This window comes from Streptomyces sp. NPDC026301, from assembly GCF_055567935.1.
The window spans coordinates 140929-158488 of record NZ_JBVHPN010000013.1 but is presented as its reverse complement, the minus strand read 5'-3'; the positions used below and the strand labels follow the sequence as shown (position 1 = coordinate 158488).

General features: G+C 70.8%; 17 protein-coding genes. 8 read left to right on the top strand and 9 right to left on the bottom strand.

Going from position 1 to position 17560, the window contains the following annotated elements; genetic code table 11:
- Positions 1–107: 107 nt before the first annotated feature.
- Together ACZ4MH_RS23575 and ACZ4MH_RS23570 are read left to right on the top strand one after the other, a co-directional pair.
- Positions 108–428: a hypothetical protein gene (locus ACZ4MH_RS23575; protein ID WP_351592272.1), complete on the top strand. Its 321-nt coding sequence runs from the start codon at positions 108–110 to the stop codon at positions 426–428.
- Between the two features lie 72 nt (positions 429–500).
- Positions 501–761 carry a hypothetical protein gene (locus ACZ4MH_RS23570; RefSeq protein WP_351592274.1) on the top strand — a complete coding sequence of 87 codons (261 nt, stop codon included), beginning with the start codon at positions 501–503 and terminating at the stop codon, positions 759–761.
- Positions 762–792: 31 nt separating this feature from the next.
- Here the strand turns inward: ACZ4MH_RS23570 and ACZ4MH_RS23565 are convergent, their stop codons facing one another.
- The gene (locus ACZ4MH_RS23565) at positions 793–2385 is read right to left on the bottom strand and encodes an APC family permease (protein ID WP_351592276.1); all 1593 of its coding nucleotides are present in this window, start codon (positions 2383–2385) and stop codon (positions 793–795) included.
- A 147-nt stretch (positions 2386–2532) separates the two neighbouring features.
- On the opposite strand from ACZ4MH_RS23565, the gene ACZ4MH_RS23560 reads away from it, so the two are divergent.
- Complete coding sequence (locus tag ACZ4MH_RS23560) at positions 2533–3144, top strand: TetR/AcrR family transcriptional regulator (protein ID WP_351592278.1); 612 nt, start codon at positions 2533–2535, stop codon at positions 3142–3144.
- Here ACZ4MH_RS23560 and ACZ4MH_RS23555 read toward each other — a convergent pair.
- The gene (locus tag ACZ4MH_RS23555; protein WP_351592280.1) at positions 3134–3319 is read right to left on the bottom strand and encodes a DUF397 domain-containing protein; all 186 of its coding nucleotides are present in this window, start codon (positions 3317–3319) and stop codon (positions 3134–3136) included. The genes ACZ4MH_RS23560 and ACZ4MH_RS23555 overlap by 11 nt on opposite strands.
- Positions 3316–4143: a helix-turn-helix domain-containing protein gene (locus tag ACZ4MH_RS23550; RefSeq protein ID WP_351592282.1), complete on the bottom strand. Its 828-nt coding sequence runs from the start codon at positions 4141–4143 to the stop codon at positions 3316–3318. Before ACZ4MH_RS23550 ends, ACZ4MH_RS23555 begins: the two co-directional genes overlap by 4 nt.
- Positions 4144–4340: 197 nt before the next feature.
- Between ACZ4MH_RS23550 and ACZ4MH_RS23545 the strand changes: the two genes are divergently transcribed.
- The 5 genes from ACZ4MH_RS23545 (at position 4341) to ACZ4MH_RS23525 (ending at position 9553) form a co-directional block, all read left to right on the top strand.
- Positions 4341–4763, top strand: coding sequence for an ATP-binding protein (locus ACZ4MH_RS23545; protein ID WP_351592285.1), 423 nt, complete (start codon positions 4341–4343; stop codon positions 4761–4763).
- Positions 4764–4979: 216 nt separating this feature from the next.
- On the top strand, positions 4980–5519 hold the full coding sequence (locus tag ACZ4MH_RS23540) for a hypothetical protein (RefSeq protein WP_351592288.1): 540 nt from the start codon (positions 4980–4982) through the stop codon (positions 5517–5519).
- 98 nt (positions 5520–5617) lie between these two features.
- On the top strand, positions 5618–6970 hold the full coding sequence (locus ACZ4MH_RS23535) for a Dyp-type peroxidase (protein ID WP_351592291.1): 1353 nt from the start codon (positions 5618–5620) through the stop codon (positions 6968–6970).
- A gap of 56 nt (positions 6971–7026) precedes the next feature.
- On the top strand, positions 7027–8187 hold the full coding sequence (locus ACZ4MH_RS23530) for a catalase family protein (RefSeq protein WP_351592294.1): 1161 nt from the start codon (positions 7027–7029) through the stop codon (positions 8185–8187).
- Positions 8168–9553 (top strand): FAD-binding oxidoreductase, encoded by a 1386-nt coding sequence (locus ACZ4MH_RS23525; protein ID WP_351592297.1) that lies wholly within the window; start codon positions 8168–8170, stop codon positions 9551–9553. Before ACZ4MH_RS23530 ends, ACZ4MH_RS23525 begins: the two co-directional genes overlap by 20 nt.
- On the opposite strand, the gene ACZ4MH_RS23520 is transcribed toward ACZ4MH_RS23525, so the two are convergent.
- The 6 genes from ACZ4MH_RS23520 to ACZ4MH_RS23495 form a co-directional block, all read right to left on the bottom strand.
- A complete protein-coding gene (locus ACZ4MH_RS23520) occupies positions 9531–10469 on the bottom strand; it encodes an oxidoreductase (RefSeq protein ID WP_351592299.1) in 939 nt (312 codons plus the stop codon). The genes ACZ4MH_RS23525 and ACZ4MH_RS23520 overlap by 23 nt on opposite strands.
- Before the next feature lie 154 nt (positions 10470–10623).
- On the bottom strand, positions 10624–11010 hold the full coding sequence (nirD, locus tag ACZ4MH_RS23515) for a nitrite reductase small subunit NirD (protein ID WP_351592302.1): 387 nt from the start codon (positions 11008–11010) through the stop codon (positions 10624–10626).
- The gene (nirB, locus tag ACZ4MH_RS23510) at positions 11007–13616 is read right to left on the bottom strand and encodes a nitrite reductase large subunit NirB (protein ID WP_351592305.1); all 2610 of its coding nucleotides are present in this window, start codon (positions 13614–13616) and stop codon (positions 11007–11009) included. The genes nirD and nirB overlap by 4 nt, the downstream gene beginning before the upstream one ends.
- A 2-nt stretch (positions 13617–13618) precedes the next feature.
- Positions 13619–14869 (bottom strand): NAD(P)/FAD-dependent oxidoreductase, encoded by a 1251-nt coding sequence (locus ACZ4MH_RS23505; RefSeq protein ID WP_351592308.1) that lies wholly within the window; start codon positions 14867–14869, stop codon positions 13619–13621.
- Between the two features lie 129 nt (positions 14870–14998).
- Positions 14999–16192, bottom strand: a complete 1194-nt coding sequence (locus tag ACZ4MH_RS23500; protein ID WP_351592311.1) for a M20 metallopeptidase family protein — start codon at positions 16190–16192, stop codon at positions 14999–15001.
- A 31-nt stretch (positions 16193–16223) separates the two neighbouring features.
- Entirely contained in the window at positions 16224–17552 is a 1329-nt protein-coding gene (locus ACZ4MH_RS23495; RefSeq protein ID WP_351592313.1) for an MFS transporter, read from the bottom strand.
- Between the last annotated feature and the right edge of the window lie 8 nt (positions 17553–17560).

The window sequence follows — 17560 nt, the reverse complement described above, 5'->3', positions numbered from 1 at the left end:
AGCGGCCGTTAGGTGCTATAAACACGCAGATTTACGGGACGTTGATCGGCGCTCCCTAGATTCGTTCATGTCAGGAAAGCCCAACGCGCACCGAAAGGGAGACCGACATGACGACCGGTATCAGGGGATGCGACAACCAGTCCAACGCCCATGTGTCCTTCCTCAATGAGGAGCACCCCGGCGACAGCCAGACCGTCGACCCCAGGTCGTTCAGCGGCGCCTATGCCTGGATCTCGCAGCACAAGGACAAGCCGTTAAGCGTCCAGACGGGGCGCGGGCGCTGCATCATCTGGGACAGCGACTGGAAGGTCATGGGGCAGTGGGACGACGGCAAGGGTGAGTTCAAGCTCGCCGCCGTCGACAGCAGCCCGCAGGACTACCAGATGACGGTCAGCCTCACGGGAGACATCTCGCTCAAGGCGGTCTGACCCCGAAGGGTCTGACCCCGAAGTCCGATTCCTCGCCGAAGTCCGATCCACTTCGAAAGGCAGTCGAACGGCATGGCCATGAGCGATTGGCGGCCCAACAACGCCGCCCCCAACGACTGGGTGTACTACGTGTGCACCACCATCGCGGCCTTCGCGAACGTCCACTTGAGCCGAAGCGTCGACAATCCCGCCCAGGACCATTCGGCGATCAATGGCGGGAATCTCTACTACTTCGGTGTCACCGGCACCTTCAGCCCGGCCGCCCAGCAGGCGGACCCTGGGATCCGCCAGCTGCTCGTCGACGCCTGGACGGATTACTTCACCGTACGGTGAAGTAATCCGGCGGCCCTTCTCCCGTCCTTCGCTACCCCTTGGCCCGGCGCGTCTTCGCCCCCAGCGCGTAGAAGACCAGCCCGATGGCCAGGAAAAGGGCCAGCGGCACGACTTGGCTGAGCGTGTAGGCCAGCCGCTGGCCCGCGAAGGACTCCGGCAGCGAGTCACCCGCCGAACCGGCCGTACCGAACCACCCCACCCCGAAGCCCGGCCAGACCAGCACCACGACCGTGAACGCGACGAGCCCCGTCGCCAGCGCGGTCACCACCCACGCCCCGACGCGCCCGCCCGGTACGGCGTACGGGCGCGGCGTGTCCGGGTACTTCCGCCGCAGCACCAGCAGGCTCGGGAACGTGATCACGTACGAGATGAACGTCGTGGAAATCGTCAGCCCCAGCCCCGCCGCGAAGTATTTCTCCCCGTCCCCCTCGGTCAGATTCAGCGCGAGTACGAAAAGGACCGAGGCGAGGGCGGCCGACAGGAGATTCACCCGCGCCGGCGTCCCGCGCTTCGCGTCGATCTTCCCGAGCCAGGCCGGTCCCACGCCGTCCGCGCAGGCCACCGCCTGTGCCCGGTGCGCCCCCATCGCCCACGTGACGCCGCTGGTCAGCAGACCGATGATGAGTCCGGCCGCCGCGATGCCGCCGAAGACGGACCCCGCCCCGCTCAGCGTGACGGTGCCGTCGGCCGCGATATGACCTCCGTACACGGTGAAAACGGCCTTGCACGCGTCGATGAATCCGCCGAGGCTCCCGATCTCCTTCCCCGGCAGAACAAACAGGATTCCCAGAATCGGGCCGCCGTACAGCACCAGCGACGCCAGCCCCGACCGCAGGATCGACAGCGGAATGTCCCGTCGGGGATTGGCCATCTCCTCGGCCGCCGAACTCGGCAGCTCGAATCCCACGTAATTGAAGATGAGTACGGGCACGAGCGCGATGAATCCCGCGTACGTCGGCGCGAATTCGCCCGCCGGCAGCGCGTGCACTCCGTGTTCCACCGCGAAGACGACCACGGACACCAGGAAGAAGCCCAGCAGTACGATCCGCGCCACCGCTCCCGCGATCGGCACCCACTTCCCGAACCGTACGGCCTGTACGACGGCGAGCGCCCCGCCCCAGATGAAGACCAGCCCGGCCGCGTACTTCCACATCCCCGGCAGCGGCGTGAAGAATTCCTCCCACGTCGTCAGCGCGATGATGCACAGGCTGCCGCCGACCCACACCGGATTGGAAATCCAGTACAGGATCTGATTCAGCCCCGCCGTCAGCCGCCCGAAAGCGAGCCGCGTCCAGACGTAAGGCCCGCCCTGCACGGGAAAGGCGGAACCCAATTCCGCGACGAGCAGCCCGTACGGCAGGAAGAAGGCGACGGCCAGGATCGCCATCCAGGTCAGCCCCTGCGGCCCCTGCGCCGCGACCGACCCGATCGTGTCCAGCCCGACCAGCGTGCAGATCAGGAAGAACAGCACGTCCAGCCGCCGCAGATCCTTCCGCAGCCGCCCCCGCTGCTCGCCCCAGCCCTCGGAGAGATCCGGGGCGTCCGCCCCGCGGTGGCCGCGGTGGCCGCGGTGGCCGCTGTGGCCCGGTGGCGCGGACGGCTGCGGGGTTTCTGTATGTCTCACGACGAACTCCTGCGACGGCGCGGGTGCGAACGGACGTGGAGCGCTCCAACTAACTGAATGCACAGTCAGTAGTCGGTGACTGTGAACCCGCCGCGACCCGGTGTCAAGACTTCCGGCAGCAGTCCGGCCCGCCTGTAGGCTGACGGCGTGGCAAGAGTCCGGTTGAACGTGGCGGAGCGGCGCGAAGAGCTGCTGCGCGCCGCGATTGAGCAGATCGAGGCGCGTGGTGTCGCGGCCGTTCGCGTCTCCGATGTGGCCTCGGCGCTGGGCGTCTCCAACGCCCTCGTCCTCTACCACTTCTCGACCAAGGAGAAGCTCGTCGCGGCGGCGTTCGCGCATGCCGCGGAGGCCGATCTCGCGCATCTGCGGCGCCTCTTGGGGCGCCGCACGACGGCGGTCCGCCGACTGCGCGCGGCGGTGCGGTGGTACGCGCCGACCGGCCAGGCGAAGGGCTGGCGCCTGTGGATCGAGGGCTGGGCGGCGGCCCTGCGCGACCCGGTCCTGCGGGAGACGGCCGGGGGCCTGGACCAGCAGTGGAAGCGCGCCCTCGCGGATGTCATGGCCGAGGGCGCGGCGGCCGGCGAATTCCACTGCCCCGACCCCGAGGCATCGGCCTGGCGCCTCACGGCCCTCCTGGACGGCCTCGCCGTCCAGATGACCTCCTACGAGGGCCCGCTGTCACGTACGTCGATGCTCCAGTGGGCGGAGGGCGCGCTGGCCCAGGAGCTGGGCCTGACCCGCGACTCCCTCAGCGGGTAGTCGCGTACGCGACGAATTCCGCCCATGCGTGCGCGGTGACCGCGAGCTGGGGCCCCTCCGGGGCCTTGGAGTCCCGGATGCGCACGGTGCCGGGGGAGGTCGCGACCTCGACGCAGCTGTCGCCCTGCGAGCCGCTGTAGCTGCTCTTGAACCACGCCAGTTCGGTATTGCTCATAGCGCTCCTCGCATTCGCTTCAGCAGGCTCATGGAGTCTGCGTGGGACAGAGCCTGTGAGCGAAGTTTGGCATAGCGCTGCAACAGCATGCTGACGTCCTTGCGGCCGGAGACCAGCTGCCCCGTCTGCTGGCCTTCGCAGTACGCGAGCCACTGGTGCTCCGGCGTCTCCAGAAGCTGCATCGGGCCGTCGAGCCCGCAGTGGTCCGGTTGTTTGAGCGGCATGATCTGCAACTCGACGTTGGTCAGCTCGCCACACTTGAGCAGGTGGTCGATGAGCTCCCTGGTGACCTCATCGCCACCGGTGCGCCGCTCCAGCAGCGCCTGCTCGATGATGAAGCTGAAGGCGATCGGCGGCTTGCGAGTGAGCAATGCCTGACGAGCCAGCCGCGCGGCGACGCGCTGCTCCACCTCCTCCTCGGTGGGCGGAGGGGGGACGCTCACCGTCACGGCCTCCGCGTACGCCTTCGTCTGAAGCAGCCCCGGAACCACCCGGCACTCGTACGTACACAGGCTCACCGCCTGTTCCTCCAGCTTCGCCCACTGGCGGAACCACGCTGCGAGGCCCGGCTGCCGCGACAGATATCGTGCGGCGGCTCTCAACGCGCCGAAGGCGTCGAGTACTTCTTCCGCCGTCTCCACGAAATCATCCGGAGGAAACCGCCTTCCCTGCTCGATCGACGCCACCGTGTGCGGGGCGTACCGCACCAACGGGGCCAGCTCCTCCTGTGTCAGCCCGGCGCGTTCGCGGAACGCCTTCGCGACCGCGCCGAACCCCTTCAAACTGTCCGACGACTCCGGTTCCCCGCCGTACGTCATCGCCATGCCCGGTCACCTCCGGTATCGCCCGCCCCGACGCGCACATGGTTACGCGCTGTGATGCGTACTGTCCATACTCCGGACTCGTACGCTGACCCGGCGTACGAGTCCAAAGCGTGGCCAACGTCCCGACCAGGCGCAATCGTTGGCCCATGGTCATCCCGCCGGCCCATCGGCTTCCCCGGTCGCCCGTCACCGTACGTATGTTCACGCAGCGTTTCAGCTCCACGCCCCGCGGCGCCCGGCTGGCCCGCCTCCTGGCGGAGCGGCGGCTCGTGGAATGGGGCATCCCTTACGGCAGTGACGCGGCTTTCTCCGCCACCCTGATCGTCGCCGAACTCGCCACCAACGCCGTGACCCATGGCCGCGTCCCCGGCCGCGACTTCGAGCTCTCCCTCACCCTCCTGCTCCCGGACCACCGGACCGCCCCCGCGACCCTTCGCATCGAAGTGAGCGACACCCGTACCGAATCCCGTCCAGCGCCCGTCCTCGCACCCCCGCCCCCGTACGCCGAAACCGGCCGTGGTCTGCTGCTCGTTGCCGCCCTCGCCACCTACTGGACGGTGCTGGACCGTCCCTCGATCGGTAAAACCGTCCGCGCGGAGTTGAGCTTGGCCGGACGATAATTCCTGCTTTCTGTGAAGCGTTTCCGTCCTAATTCCTGCGGTGGCGAATTCTGGGCTGTGCGGGCGCAGGCCATGTGCTCAGAATGGGGGAGGAGGGCGATGGCGCGTCATTCTGGAGCGCTTGGCGACCCTTGGACGTATCCGTGGCAGGAGTGATTCACGATGGCTGCGACGTCAGGTAAAAACCCGTCGGCTGCCCAGCCCGAGCGTCCGGGCATGACGGACGGGGTGTGCAGCGAGTTCACCGTCTTCACCAAAATCAAGCCCGGTCATGCGGACGCGATGCGTGAGGATCTCGCCACGCTCGCCGACGCGTCGTCCGACAAGGACGCCCGCGGGGCGCTGCGGCAGATCGGCACCCTGCACGACGCACGTCACGTGCTGTTCGACAACGACACCCGGCACATGTTCGCCAGTGTCTTCGACGGCTCCTGGGACACCTACATCGACGACTTCGGCAAGACGTCGATCGGGTCCCGTTTCGAGAAGGTCTTCTCCCACACCGAAGGGTTCCCCGGCATCACCGATCCGGGGGTGAAGGACTGGTTCATCGCCCACCAGGCGCCCGCGGGGATCTTCGTCAGCTCCTATCCCGACCTGACGGTGCAGCAGATCTGGAAGGACCAGCGCGTGAGCGAGGCGTTCCAGGCGGTGCTGGACACTCCCGAGTTCCGGGCCGTGCTGGACAACCCGGCCAACGCGGAGTTGGTGGCCACACCCGCCTTCCGGAAGCTGATGGAGGAAGCCGCAGGCTAGCGCCCGAGCCCCGGCGTTTCATGGACCCGCGCCGGCCGGAGCGAGCCGGCCGCCGCGGGGTTGTTCAGGCAGAAACCGATGCGGAGGCGCAGGCGATCATGAACGCGGCCTCAAGCACGAGCGGGTCCGGAGCGCGCGTCGAGATCGACGATGTCCAGAGCGGGGCATTGCATCCACGGCCGGTACCGTACGAGGGGCGGTTCGTCTTCCTGCGTGTCGATGACCGCCACGCCGGCCGTACCCTGCTGCGGCGGCTGCTCCCGGCGGTCGAGGGCGGTCTCCCCAGCGCGGCCCCCAGCCAGGATGCCTGGGTGGCGGTGGCCTTCACCTACCAGGGACTGCGGGCGCTGGGAGTGCCCCAGGAGTCGCTGGAAAGCTTTCCGCAGGCTTTTCGCCAGGGCATGGCGGCGCGTGCGCACCTGATCGGTGACGTGGGCGAGAGTGCCCCGGACCACTGGGAGCCGCCGTTCGGCACGGCCGATGTCCATGTCGTGCTGAGTGCCCTCTCCCCGGATGCGGCGCGGCTGGAGAAGGCACTGGAGCAGGCCCGCGTCGCTTTCCAGGAGACGCCGGGGATCAAGGTGATCTGGCGGCAGGAGGTCCACCAGCTCCCGACCGGACGCACCACCTTCGGTTTCCGCGACGGCATCAGCCATCCGAACATCGAGGGCCTCGGGCTGCCCGGCTCCAACGGCCAGGAAGTCCCCCTCAAAGCGGGCGAGTTCCTCCTCGGCTACCCCGACGAGACCGGCAATCTTCCGCCCATGCCCAGCCCCGATGTGCTGGGGCGCAACGGGACCTACGTGGCGGTGCGCAAGCTGCACACCAAGGTGGCGGCCTGGCGCCGGTACCTGCGCGCGAACACCACCAGCGCCGAGGAAGAAGCGCTCCTGGCGGCCAAGATGGTCGGGCGCTGGCCCAGCGGAGCGCCGTTGACGCTGGCCCCGGAGCACGATGACGCGGAGCTGGGCACCGACCCGCACCGCAACAACGACTTCCTGTACCGGGAGAACGACGACCGCGGCTTCCGGTGCCCCGCCGGTGCGCACATCCGGCGCGTGAACCCCCGCGACGCCACCATCATCGGCGACGCGCGGATGCATCGCCTCATCCGCCGCGGCACCACCTACGGCCCGCCGTTGCCGGAGGGCGTACTGGAGGACGACGGCGCCGACCGGGGCCTGATCGGCGTCTTCATCGGGGCCCACCTGGAGCGGCAGTTCGAGTTCATCAAGGCCGAGTGGGTCAACGACGGCAACTTCATCGGTTACCCCGGCGAGCAGGACCCGGTGGCCGGGCACCACGACGGAACCGGCAGCGCCACCATCCCGGAGCAGCCGATCCGCCGCCGCCTGCGGAACATGCCCAGCTTCGTGGTCACCCGAGGCGGTGAGTACTGCTTCCTGCCGGGTCTGCGCGCCCTGCGGTGGCTCGCCGAGCTGGAGGGCTGAGGGGCTTTCCGGCTCCCTGAAGCCGCCACCGCGGTCCCCGAGAAGAGGTCGACGTCATGGCAGCACGGTTCGTTCCCTACACGCGGGATGTCGAGGACGATGACCCGCACTTCGACCGTCACCTGCAGACGGTGCTCGACAAGACACGGCGCTTCATCGCCGAGTCGGTCACGGCCGGTGGCACGGGCCGGGCCGTCCGCGACGCCCACGCCAAGGGGTACGGGCTGGTCCGCGGGCAGGTGGAGATCCTGCCCGGGCTCCCTCCCGAGTACGCGCAAGGCATCTACGCGACGCCGGGCACCCACGACGCGCTCATCCGCTTCTCCAACGGTTCACCCCACGCCGGAGCCGACGCCCGGCTGGGCAGCGCGACCGGACTGGCGCTGAAGATCTTCGGCATCGACGGCCCGACCCTGTTGGAGGACGAACCGGACACAGGCACGTTCGACTACGCCAACATCAACGCGCCGGTGTTCTTCTGCAACACGGTCGAGCACTACCTGTTCATCCAGGACCTGTTCCTGAACGCACCGGAGTACTTCTCCCAGGGCCGACCCGGCGCGCACCGATTCTTCGCCGAGTTCGTGACCGGAAAGGGAACGCTGGACCAGGACGACTGGGCCTGGGACGAATTCCTGGCCTTCCTGCGCCTGTCACACCTCGCCCCGGTCAACGTACTGCTGTCGACCTACTGGACGATGGGCGCCGTCCGGCACGGGAACTACATCGCCAAGGTACGCATCGCCCCCGACCCGCGCTGCGCGGCCGCGGTGGTCCAGCGCGCCATCGACCCGACCTCGGCGCCGGAGGTCTTCCGGCCGGCCCTGGTGGCCGAGCTGCGGGAGCGGCCCTACGCCTTCGACATCCAGGTACAGCTCTGCACCGACCTGGAGCGGATGCCGGTGGAGGACACCACCGTGGAGTGGCCCGAACGGCTCTCGCCGTTCGTCACCGTGGCCAGGCTGCGCTTGCCGCGCCAGGACATCTCCGGCCAGGACAACCTGGAGAAAATGGACGCGCTGTCCTTCACACCCTGGCGGGTCACCGCCGAGCACGCCCCGCTGGGCAACATCATGCGGGCCCGCAAAGAGGTCTACCGGCAATCCTCCATCGAGCGCCACAAGCTCAACCAGCAGCCGCGCACGGAACCCCGCAGCGCGGACGAAGTATTTGTCCCGGCTCGCCACTGGAGGCGCCATGGACAGGGAAATTCTTGACGGGCTGCGGAATGCGGTGCGGGGGCCGGTTATCGGGCCGGAGGATTCCGGGTACGACGAGGCTCGCAAGGTCTACAACGGGATGATTGACAAGCGTCCCGGTGCGGTCGTGCGGTGCTCGGACGCCGCCGACGTCATGAGCGCGGTGCGGGCCGTACGCGAGAAAGGGCTGGAGCTCGCCGTGCGGGGCGGGGGACACAGCGGGCCCGGGCTCGGGATCGTGGACGGGGGCGTTACCGTCGACCTCGCGCCGATGCGGTGGGTGCGGGTCGATCCCGGCGCGCGGACCGCGCAGGTGGGCGGCGGGTCACTGCTCGCCGACCTCGACCACGCCACGCACCCCTTCGGGCTCGGCGTACCCACCGGCATCCTGTCCACGACAGGCGTCGGCGGGCTGACGCTCGGCGGCGGGCACGGGTACCTCACGCGGAAGTACGGCCTGACCGTGGACAGTCTGCTGGGCGCCGACGTCGTACTGGCGGATGGCAGTTTCGTACGTGCGGACGAGGAAAACCACGCGGATCTGTTCTGGGCGCTGCGCGGTGGCGGCGGCAATTTCGGAGTGGTGACGTCCTTCACCTACCGGCTGCATCCGGTGAGCACGGTGGGGGTCGGGATCACGGTGTGGCCGGCCGAGCGGACGCGTGAAGTACTGGCCTGGTACCGGGAATTCCTGCCGCGGCAGGGGGACGATCTGTACGGCTTCTTCGCGGTGCTGAACGTGCCGCCGGGGCCGCCGTTCCCCGAAGAGATCCACGGGCGGAAGATGTGCGGCGTGGTGTGGTGCTGGACGGGTGAAATGGAGCGGCTGGGCGATGCGCTCGCCGCCGTACGAGAGGCCGGAAAGCCCGCCTTCCATTTCGCGGCGCCGATGCCGTATCCCGCGCTGCAGACCATGTTCGACGAGCTGATGCCGCCCGGACTGCAGTGGTACTGGCGCGGCAATTTCTTCGACCGGATTCCGGACGCCGCGCTGGACGCGCATCTCACGTACGCGGAAGGGCTGCCGGACGGGCTGTCGACGATGCACCTGTATCCGGTCGACGGCGCCGCGCACCGGGTCGGGAACGACGAGACCGCGTGGAACTACCGGGACGCGCTCTGGTCCGGCGTCTTCGCGGGGATCGATCCCGACCCGGCCAACGCTCGGACGGTCAAGGAGTGGAGCGTCGGGTACTGGGAGGCGCTGCACCCGCACTCGATGGGCGGCGGCTACGTGAACTTCCTCGGCGAGGGGGAAGGGGAGGACCGGGTCCGGGCCACCTACGGCGACCACTACGACCGCCTCGCGGGCGTGAAGCGGACGTACGACCCGGACAACTTCTTCCACGTGAACCAGAACGTCAGGCCCGCGACCCAGGGGTGAAGTCGTAGGTCACGCCCGTCAGTTGTTCCGAGGCGGTCCACAGGGCGTCCGACGTGGTGTCGTCCTTCGTCCACGGGGCGCGGAAGGACGGTGCGGGGGCACCGCGGAGGCCGCCCTGCGGGCCGAGGAACGCGTCCGGCTTCATGTGCGGGGCCGTGGCCGCGCACAGGGCCGGGAGCGCGCCGGTCTCGGCGGGCTGCGCGATGACGCGGTTGCCGAGGAGGACGGCGCGCTCGGCGCGGGTGCGGCCCTCCATGCGGACGCCGGCGGTCTGCAGGTTGGTGGCGGCGTAGCCGGGGTGCGCGGCCACGGACAGTACATCGGAGCCGGCGCGGGCGAGGCGGTTGGCCAGCTCGTGCGTGAAGAGCAGATTGGCCGACTTGGAGCGGGCGTAGGCGATCCAGCGGCGGTAGCGGCGGTGCTCGTAGTTGAGGTCGGCGAGGTCGACGTCGGCGAGGGCGTGCAAGCCGCTGGAGACCGTGACGACGCGGGCGCCGGGCGTGCCGAGCAGCGCGGGGAGGAGCAGGCCGGTCAGCGCGAAGTGGCCGAGGTGGTTGGTGCCGAACTGCATCTCGAAGCCGTCGGCGGTGCGGCGGTGCGGCAGGGCCATCACGCCGGCGTTGTTGACGAGCAGGTCGAGGCGGGTGGGGGCCAGGTCGGCGGCGAAGGCGCGGACGGAGGCCAGGTCGGCGAGGTCGAGGGTGCGCAGCTCGATGTCGGAAGCGGGGAGTTCGGCGTGCAGGTGGGCGGCGGCAGCGGCGCCGCGGTCCTTGTCGCGGCAGGCGAGGATCACTCTGGCGCCGCGGCGGGCGAGCTCCCGGGCCGTGACGTAGCCGAGGCCGCTGTTGGCCCCGGTGACGACGGCCAGCCGGCCGGTCTGGTCGGGAATGTGGGACGTGTTCCAGCGGCGGGCCATTGCCTGAACCTTTCGGTACGTATGTACTCGTCCGTAGCGCTCTTGCCAGCGTACGCCGGTACACAGGGCGGTCCGCGTGCGACCGCCCCGCCGCGCGCCGGGCAGGGCAGGGAAGGCGCGGGCGGGGCGGCCGGGTTGGGGGAGCGGTCGGCTGTCAGGCGGCCGCCGCGGTCTCCGCCGTCTCCGGGGCGACGCGGGTCTCGTACACCGGGACCGAGACCGCCGCGTCGTCCAGGCAGGCGCCCGTCTCCAGGTCGAAGCGCTGCTTCAGGAGGGGGGAGGCGACATACGGGCGGCCGTCGGCGGAGCCGGTGAGGCCGCGGGAGAGGACGTAGGCGCCGGTGAAGGGGTCGCGGTTGCCGATCGCGTACGGACGGCCGGCGCGGTCCAGGAAGACCGCCGCCTGACCACCGTCGGGCAGCAGCACGGCCACGCCGCGCCCGGGGACGAGCCCGGAGGGGGCGCAGACGGAGAGCCAGCCGCGGTCGGTGCGCAGTTCGATCGTGCCGGTGGTCAGCGGGCGTTCGAGGGTCTCGGTCATCGGGCGACAGTCCCTTCCAGGGTGCGTACGGGGAGCGTGGGGCCGGCGAGCAGGTCCAGGTCCGGCTTCATCTGGTCGCGCTCGGCGACGAAGCGGACGGACGGGTCGGGCGCGTCGGGCGCGTTGACGAAGGAGACGAAGCGGGCCAGGCGCTCGGGATCGTCGAGGGTCTCGGCCCATTCGTCGCGGTAGTGGGCGACGTGGTCGGCCATCAGCGCCTCCAGCTCCGCGCAGAGGCCGAGCGAGTCGTGGACGACGACGTCGCGGACGTGGTCCAGGCCGCCTTCGATGCGCTCCAGCCAGGCGGAGGTGCGCTCCAGGCGGTCGGCGGTGCGGATGTAGAACATCAGGAAGCGGTCGATCAGGCGGACCAGCTCGGCGTCGGAGAGGTCCTGGGCGAGCAGGTCGGCGTGGCGCGGGTCGGCGCCGCCGTTGCCGCCGACGTACAGGTTCCAGCCGTTGGAGGTGGCGATGACGCCGAAGTCCTTGCCGCGGGCCTCGGCGCACTCGCGGGCGCAGCCGGAGACCGCGGACTTCAGCTTGTGCGGCGAGCGCAGGCCCCGGTAGCGCAGCTCCAGGTCGATGGCCATGCGGACGGAGTCCTGGACGCCGTAGCGGCACCAGGTCTGGCCCACGCAGGACTTGACGGTGCGCAGCGCCTTTCCGTACGCGTGGCCGGACTCGAATCCGGCGTCCACCAGGCGGGCCCAGATCCTCGGCAGCTGGTCCACTCGCGCGCCGAACATGTCGATCCGCTGGCCGCCGGTGATCTTCGTGTAGAGGCCGAAGTCGCGGGCCACCTCGCCGATGACGATCAGCTTCTCGGGGGTGATCTCGCCGCCGGGGATGCGCGGCACGATCGAGTACGAGCCGTTGCGCTGGAGGTTGGCGAGGAAGTGGTCGTTGGTGTCCTGCAGCGCCGCCTGCTCGCCGTCCAGGACGTAGCCGCTGGCGCCGAGGGTGGGCGCGAGCGAGGCGATGATCGAGCCGATGGCCGGCTTGCAGACCTCGCAGCCGTCGCCGTCGCGGGCCTCGGGGCGGCCGTGCGAGGCGAGCAGCTCCTCGTACGAGGTGAGGCGCAGGGTGCGGACGATCTCGTACAGCTCGGCGCGGGTGTGCGGGAAGCAGCCGCACAGGCCCTTGTCGACGGTGACGCCGTTCAGCTCCAGCTCGTCGTTGACCAGGGTGGTCAGCGCCTTGACGCAGGAGCCGCAGCCGGTGCCGGCCTTGGTGCACTTCTTGACCTCGGGGACCGTGCCGCAGGAGTGCTCGGTGACGGCGGCGCGGATGGTGCCCTTGGTGACGTTGTGGCAGTTGCAGATGACCGCCTCGTCGGGGAGCGCGGAGGGGCCGAGGGCGACGGGGGCGCCGGCGCCGGCGGGGAGGACCAGCTGCTCGGGGGCGACGGGCGGGACGCTGCCGGTGAGCGGCCGGAGCGTGCCGTACGCCTCGGCGTCGCCGACCAGGATGCCGCCGAGCAGCGTGCCGTCCTGGCCGATCACCAGCTTCTTGTAGACGCCGGAGCGGGAGTCGGCGTACACGACGTCCAGGCAGCCCTCGGCGGTGCCGTGCGCGTCGCCGAAGGACGCCACGTCCACGCCGAGCAGCTTGAGCTTGGTGGAGGTGTCGGCGCCGGTGAAGCCGGCCGTCTCGACAGCGGCGATGGCGGAGGCCGCGGTCTCGGCCATCTCGTAACCGGGCGCGACCAGGCCGTACACCCGGCCGTCGACGGCCAGCGCGCACTCGCCGATCGCGAAGACCGCGGGGTCGGTCGCCGTGCGGCACTGCTCGTCGACCTTGATGCCGCCGCGCTCGCCGACCTCCAGGCCGCAGTCGCGGGCCAGCTGGTCGCGCGGCCGGACGCCCGCCGAGAAGATCACGAGATCGGTGTCGATGCGGGCGCCGTCGGACAGGTCCATGCCGGTCACCGCGCCGTCGGCGGCCGCGACGATCTCCTTGCCGCCGACGCCGGTGTGCACGGTCACGCCCATGTCCTCGATGGTGCGGCGCAGCGCCTCGCCGCCGCCGTCGTCCACCTGTACCGGCATCAGCCGCGGCGCGAACTCCACGACGTGCGTGTCCAGGCCCAGGCCCGTGAGCGCGCCGGCCGCCTCCAGGCCGAGCAGACCGCCGCCGACGACGACGCCGGTACGGGAATTCTTGGCGTACTCCTCGATCTCCAGCAGGTCCTCGATCGTCCGATAGACGAAGCAGCCCGTGCTGTCCTTGCCGGGGACCGGCGGGACGAAGGGGTAGGAGCCGGTGGCCAGGACGAGCTGGTCGTACTGGACGGTGAAGCCGGAGCGGGCGGTCACCGTGCGGGTGGCGCGGTCCACGGTCTCGGCCGGGTCGCCCAGACGCAGTTCGATGCCGTGCTTCTCGATGAAGTCCGCCTCGACGAGGGAGAGGTCCTCGGGGCTGCGGCCGGAGAAGTACGAGGTGAGCTGGACCCGGTCGTACGCGGGACGGGGCTCCTCGCAGAGGACGACCACGCGGGCGGTGTCGGTCACCCCGCGCTCCGCGAGGGCCTCCAGGAAGCGCTGGCCGACCATTCCGTGGCCGATGAGCACGATCGTAGGTGCGCCGGTCGTGGGTGCGGCAGTCATGGTCAGTGGCCTCCATCGTTGGTGAGCAGGTGGAGCACGGGAGCGGCGGGCAGTGGTTCGTCGCCCTCCCAGGTACGGGCGAGCGCGCCGACGGTGCCGAGATCGCCGAGAAGAATGCCGCCGACCAGCCGGTCCCCGCGGACGACGACCCGGCGGTACGCGCTGCGGGTGGCGTCGCTGAGGCGGATGACGTCGTCGCCGGGTGCCGGGGTGGTCTCGCCGAAGGCGGCGAGGTCGAGGACGGGGGTCTGTGCGGTGGGGGAGGGGCCACTCAGGGTGAGGCGGGTGAGGGCGCGGGTGCCGCGGTAGGCGCCCGCGTCGTCGAGCAGCCGGGCGGCGAGTGCGTCGGCCTGTTCCAGGGCCGGTCCCGCCAGCCCGTAGAGCACGCCGTCGTGCTCCGCGCAGTCGCCGATCGCGTGGATGCGGGGATCGTCGGTGCGCAGCGCGTCGTCGACGACGATGCCGCGGCGGACGGTCAGTCCGGCGGCGTGCGCCAGGCCCGTGCGGGGCCGTACACCGCACGCCAGGACGACGAGGTCGGCGCTGAGCTCGTAACCGTCGGCCAGTTCCACCGCGCGGACCGCGCCGCCCTCGGTGTGCAGGTCGCGGACGCGGCACTCGGTGTGCACCTCGACGCCCAGGTCCTTCAGGTGGGCGAGGAGCAGTGCGCCGGCCTCGGCGTCCAGCTGACGTTCCATCAAGTGCTCGCCCTGGTGGGCGAGGACGACCTGTGCGCCGCGCTCGGCGAGCGCCCGGGCGGCCGAGACGCCCAGCAGTCCGCCGCCGATGACCACGGCACGGGTCCCCTCGGCCGCCGCGCTCAGGGCCTGGCAGTCGTCCATCGTGCGGAACGGGTGGACGCCGTCGGGCAGTTCATGGGCGCCGGGCGTGAACAGGCCGCGCAGCGGGGGGAGTACCGGGTTGGAGCCGGTGGCGAACACCAGCGTGTCGTACGGAACGGTGCGGCCGTCGTCGCACAGCACCCGCCGCGCGTCCCGGTCCACCCGGACCGCGCGCACCCCGCTCAGCCACCGCGCGCCGGACACCACCGGCAGCGCGATCACCTCGGGGGTGTAGCGGCCCGCCAGCACCTCGGCGAGCAGCACGCGGTTGTACGGCGCGTGCGGCTCCTCGCCGATCACGGTCACCGCGTACCGGGCTTCCCCCCGGCTGTCGCCGGTGCCGAGCTGCCGCGCGAGCCGGGCGGCGGCCATTCCGCCGCCGATCACCACCACGCGCTGTTTCGAGGTCATGCACAGCAGCGTGCGACGCCGCTGTTACCCGGCCGCATCCCGGTCGTTTCCCCCAGGGAACGCTGCTCTCCTCACACGCTGGGGTGCCGTGTGAGGAGAGCGGAGCCTTGAAGGAGCCTGGACAGCGTCTTATGCCGCCTTGGCGAGGCGGCGGGCCGCCAGCTCCGCGTAGACCGCGGCGCCGTCCGCCAGTACCGCGTCGTCGAAGACGGCGAGCGGGGAGTGGTTGTTCGGGGAGGTCTCGGGGTCGGCCCCGGCGGGCGGAGCGCCCAGCGTCAGCATCGCACCCGGCACCTCGGCGATCACCCGGGAGAAGTCCTCCGAGCCGTGCAGCGGCTGCGGCAGCGGCGCGTAGCACTCCTCGCCGAGCGCCTCCCGGACGGTGTGCGCCACGAAGTCCGCCTCGGCGTGGTCGTTGACGGTCACCGGGTACTGCTCGATGAACCGCGCGTCGACGTCCACCCCGTACGCCTGCGCGATGCCCCGGCAGACCTCGACCGAGCCGTCCTTGACCTTCTGCTGCGCGGCCGGCGAGAAGCTGCGGACCGTCGCGTGGAAGGTGGCGGTGTCCGGGATGACGTTCTGCTGGGTACCGGCGTGGAAGGTGCCCACCGTCAGCACGACCGGGTCGAAGACGTCGAAGGTGCGGGTGATCCACGCCTGGAGCGCGGTGACCATGGCGCAGGCGGCCTGCACGGGGTCCTTGGCGCGGTGCGGCATCGAGCCGTGGCCGCCCTCGCCGTTGACGGTCACCTTCAGGACGTTGGACGCGGCGAGCGCCGGGCCGCCGCGGGTCCCGAAGACGCCGCTCGGCAGGCCCGCGGACATCACGTGGATCGCGTACGCGGCGTCCGGGCGCCGGCCGGAGGCGTCCAGTACGCCTTCGGCCAGCATCTGCCCGGCGCCGTCGAAGCCCTCCTCGCCGGGCTGGAACATGAAGACCACGTCGCCCGCGAGGCGGTCGCGGTGCGCCGAGAGCAGCTTGGCGGCGCCGGTGAGCATGGTGGTGTGCAGGTCGTGGCCGCAGGCGTGCATCCGGCCGGAGTCGGCGGCGAAGTCCAGGCCGGTCTTCTCGGCGACCGGCAGCGCGTCCATGTCGCCGCGCAGCAGCACCGTCGGGCCCGGCTGCGCGCCGCGCAGCACCGCCGTGACCGAGCTGAGCCCGCTGCCGGTGCTGGTCTCCAGCGGCAGCCCGTCCAGCGCCGCCAGCACGGTCTCCTGGGTGCGCGGCAGGTCAAGGCCGACCTCGGGGATGCGGTGCAGCGTGCGGCGCAGCTGTACGAGGTCGCCCGAGAGGGCACGGGCGTCGTCCCGCAGGTTCATCTGTACTCCTTCGGTGAGGGGGTGGAACAGATCAGCGGCTGGTGGTCTCGGTGGGCTTCAGCTTGGCCTTCGCCGGGCGGATCAGGAAGGTGCCCGCGAGGGAGACGGCGGCGGCCCCGGCGGCCCACCAGGGCACCAGCGTCAGCTGCCCGGCCTTGGCCATGGCCTGGGCCAGCAGCGGGAACGTGCCGCCGAACAGCCCGATCGCGATCGTGTACGGCACGCCCATCGCGACCACCCGCACCGCGACCGGGAAGAGCTGCGCGAAGAGCACGTTGGTCAGCCCGATGGGCGCCGCGATCAGCGCCAGGTAGACCACCGTGACCAGCCACATCGGCAGCGCCCCGTGGGCCAGCGCCAGCATCAGCGGCACGGTGGCGAGGGCCAGCAGGCACAGCCCGATCCGCAGGGTGCGCAGCGCGCCCAGCCGGTCGGCGAGCCTGCCGACCACGACCATCGCCGCGACCAGCAGCACCAGCGGGCCCAGCATCGAGGCGGCCGACTCGGTGCCGGAGACGACGCCGAGCTGCTGCGCGTACTGGGGGAGGTAGGTGGTGCCGTAGTAGTACCCGACGGTGGCGCCGACCGAGATCAGGAAGACCGCCGCCATGTTGCGCAGGTTCGACCGGTACAGCACGCGCCGCTCGGCGGCCGTTGGGCCCGCCGCGCCGGCCTCCGCGAACTCGGCGCTCTCCTCGACGCCGCGCCGGATCCACAGCGCCAGCAGGCCGAGCGCCGCCGCGACCAGGAAGCCGATCCGCCAGCCGCCGCCGCGCACGCCGTCCTCGCCGAACGCGACCAGCAGCAGCGTCAGCACGCCGAAGGAGAGGATGTTGCCGATGACCACGCCCGAGTACGAGATCGAGCTGTAGAGGAAGCGCAGGTGGCGCGGGGCGGTCTCGGTGACGTACGCGGCGGCGCTGGGGTTCTCGCCGCCCATCGAAAGGCCCTGGACCAGCCGCAGCGCGATCAGCAGCACGGGCGCCGCGGCGCCGATCAGCGCGGCGGTGGGCAGCGCCGCGATCAGGATGCTGGCGCCGGAGATGACCGCCATGCTGAGCGTGAGGGCGAACCGGCGGCCGCGCGAGTCGGCGATCCGGCCCACGACGTAGGAGCCGAAGGGCCGTACGACGAAGCCGACCGCGAAGCCCACATAGGCGGCGAGCAGCTTGGTCACCGGGTCGTGGCCGGGGAACATCGCCGCGGCGAAGTACGGGGCCAGTACGGCGTAGATGGCCCAGTCGAAGGACTCCACGACACCGCCGACGGTGGCGGCGAGCAGCGCCTTGCGCCCGTTGCCGTGCGCCGTGCGTGGGGTGTCCGCGGCTCTTGCCGCGACCGCTGATGTCGCTGATGTCATCGCCGACC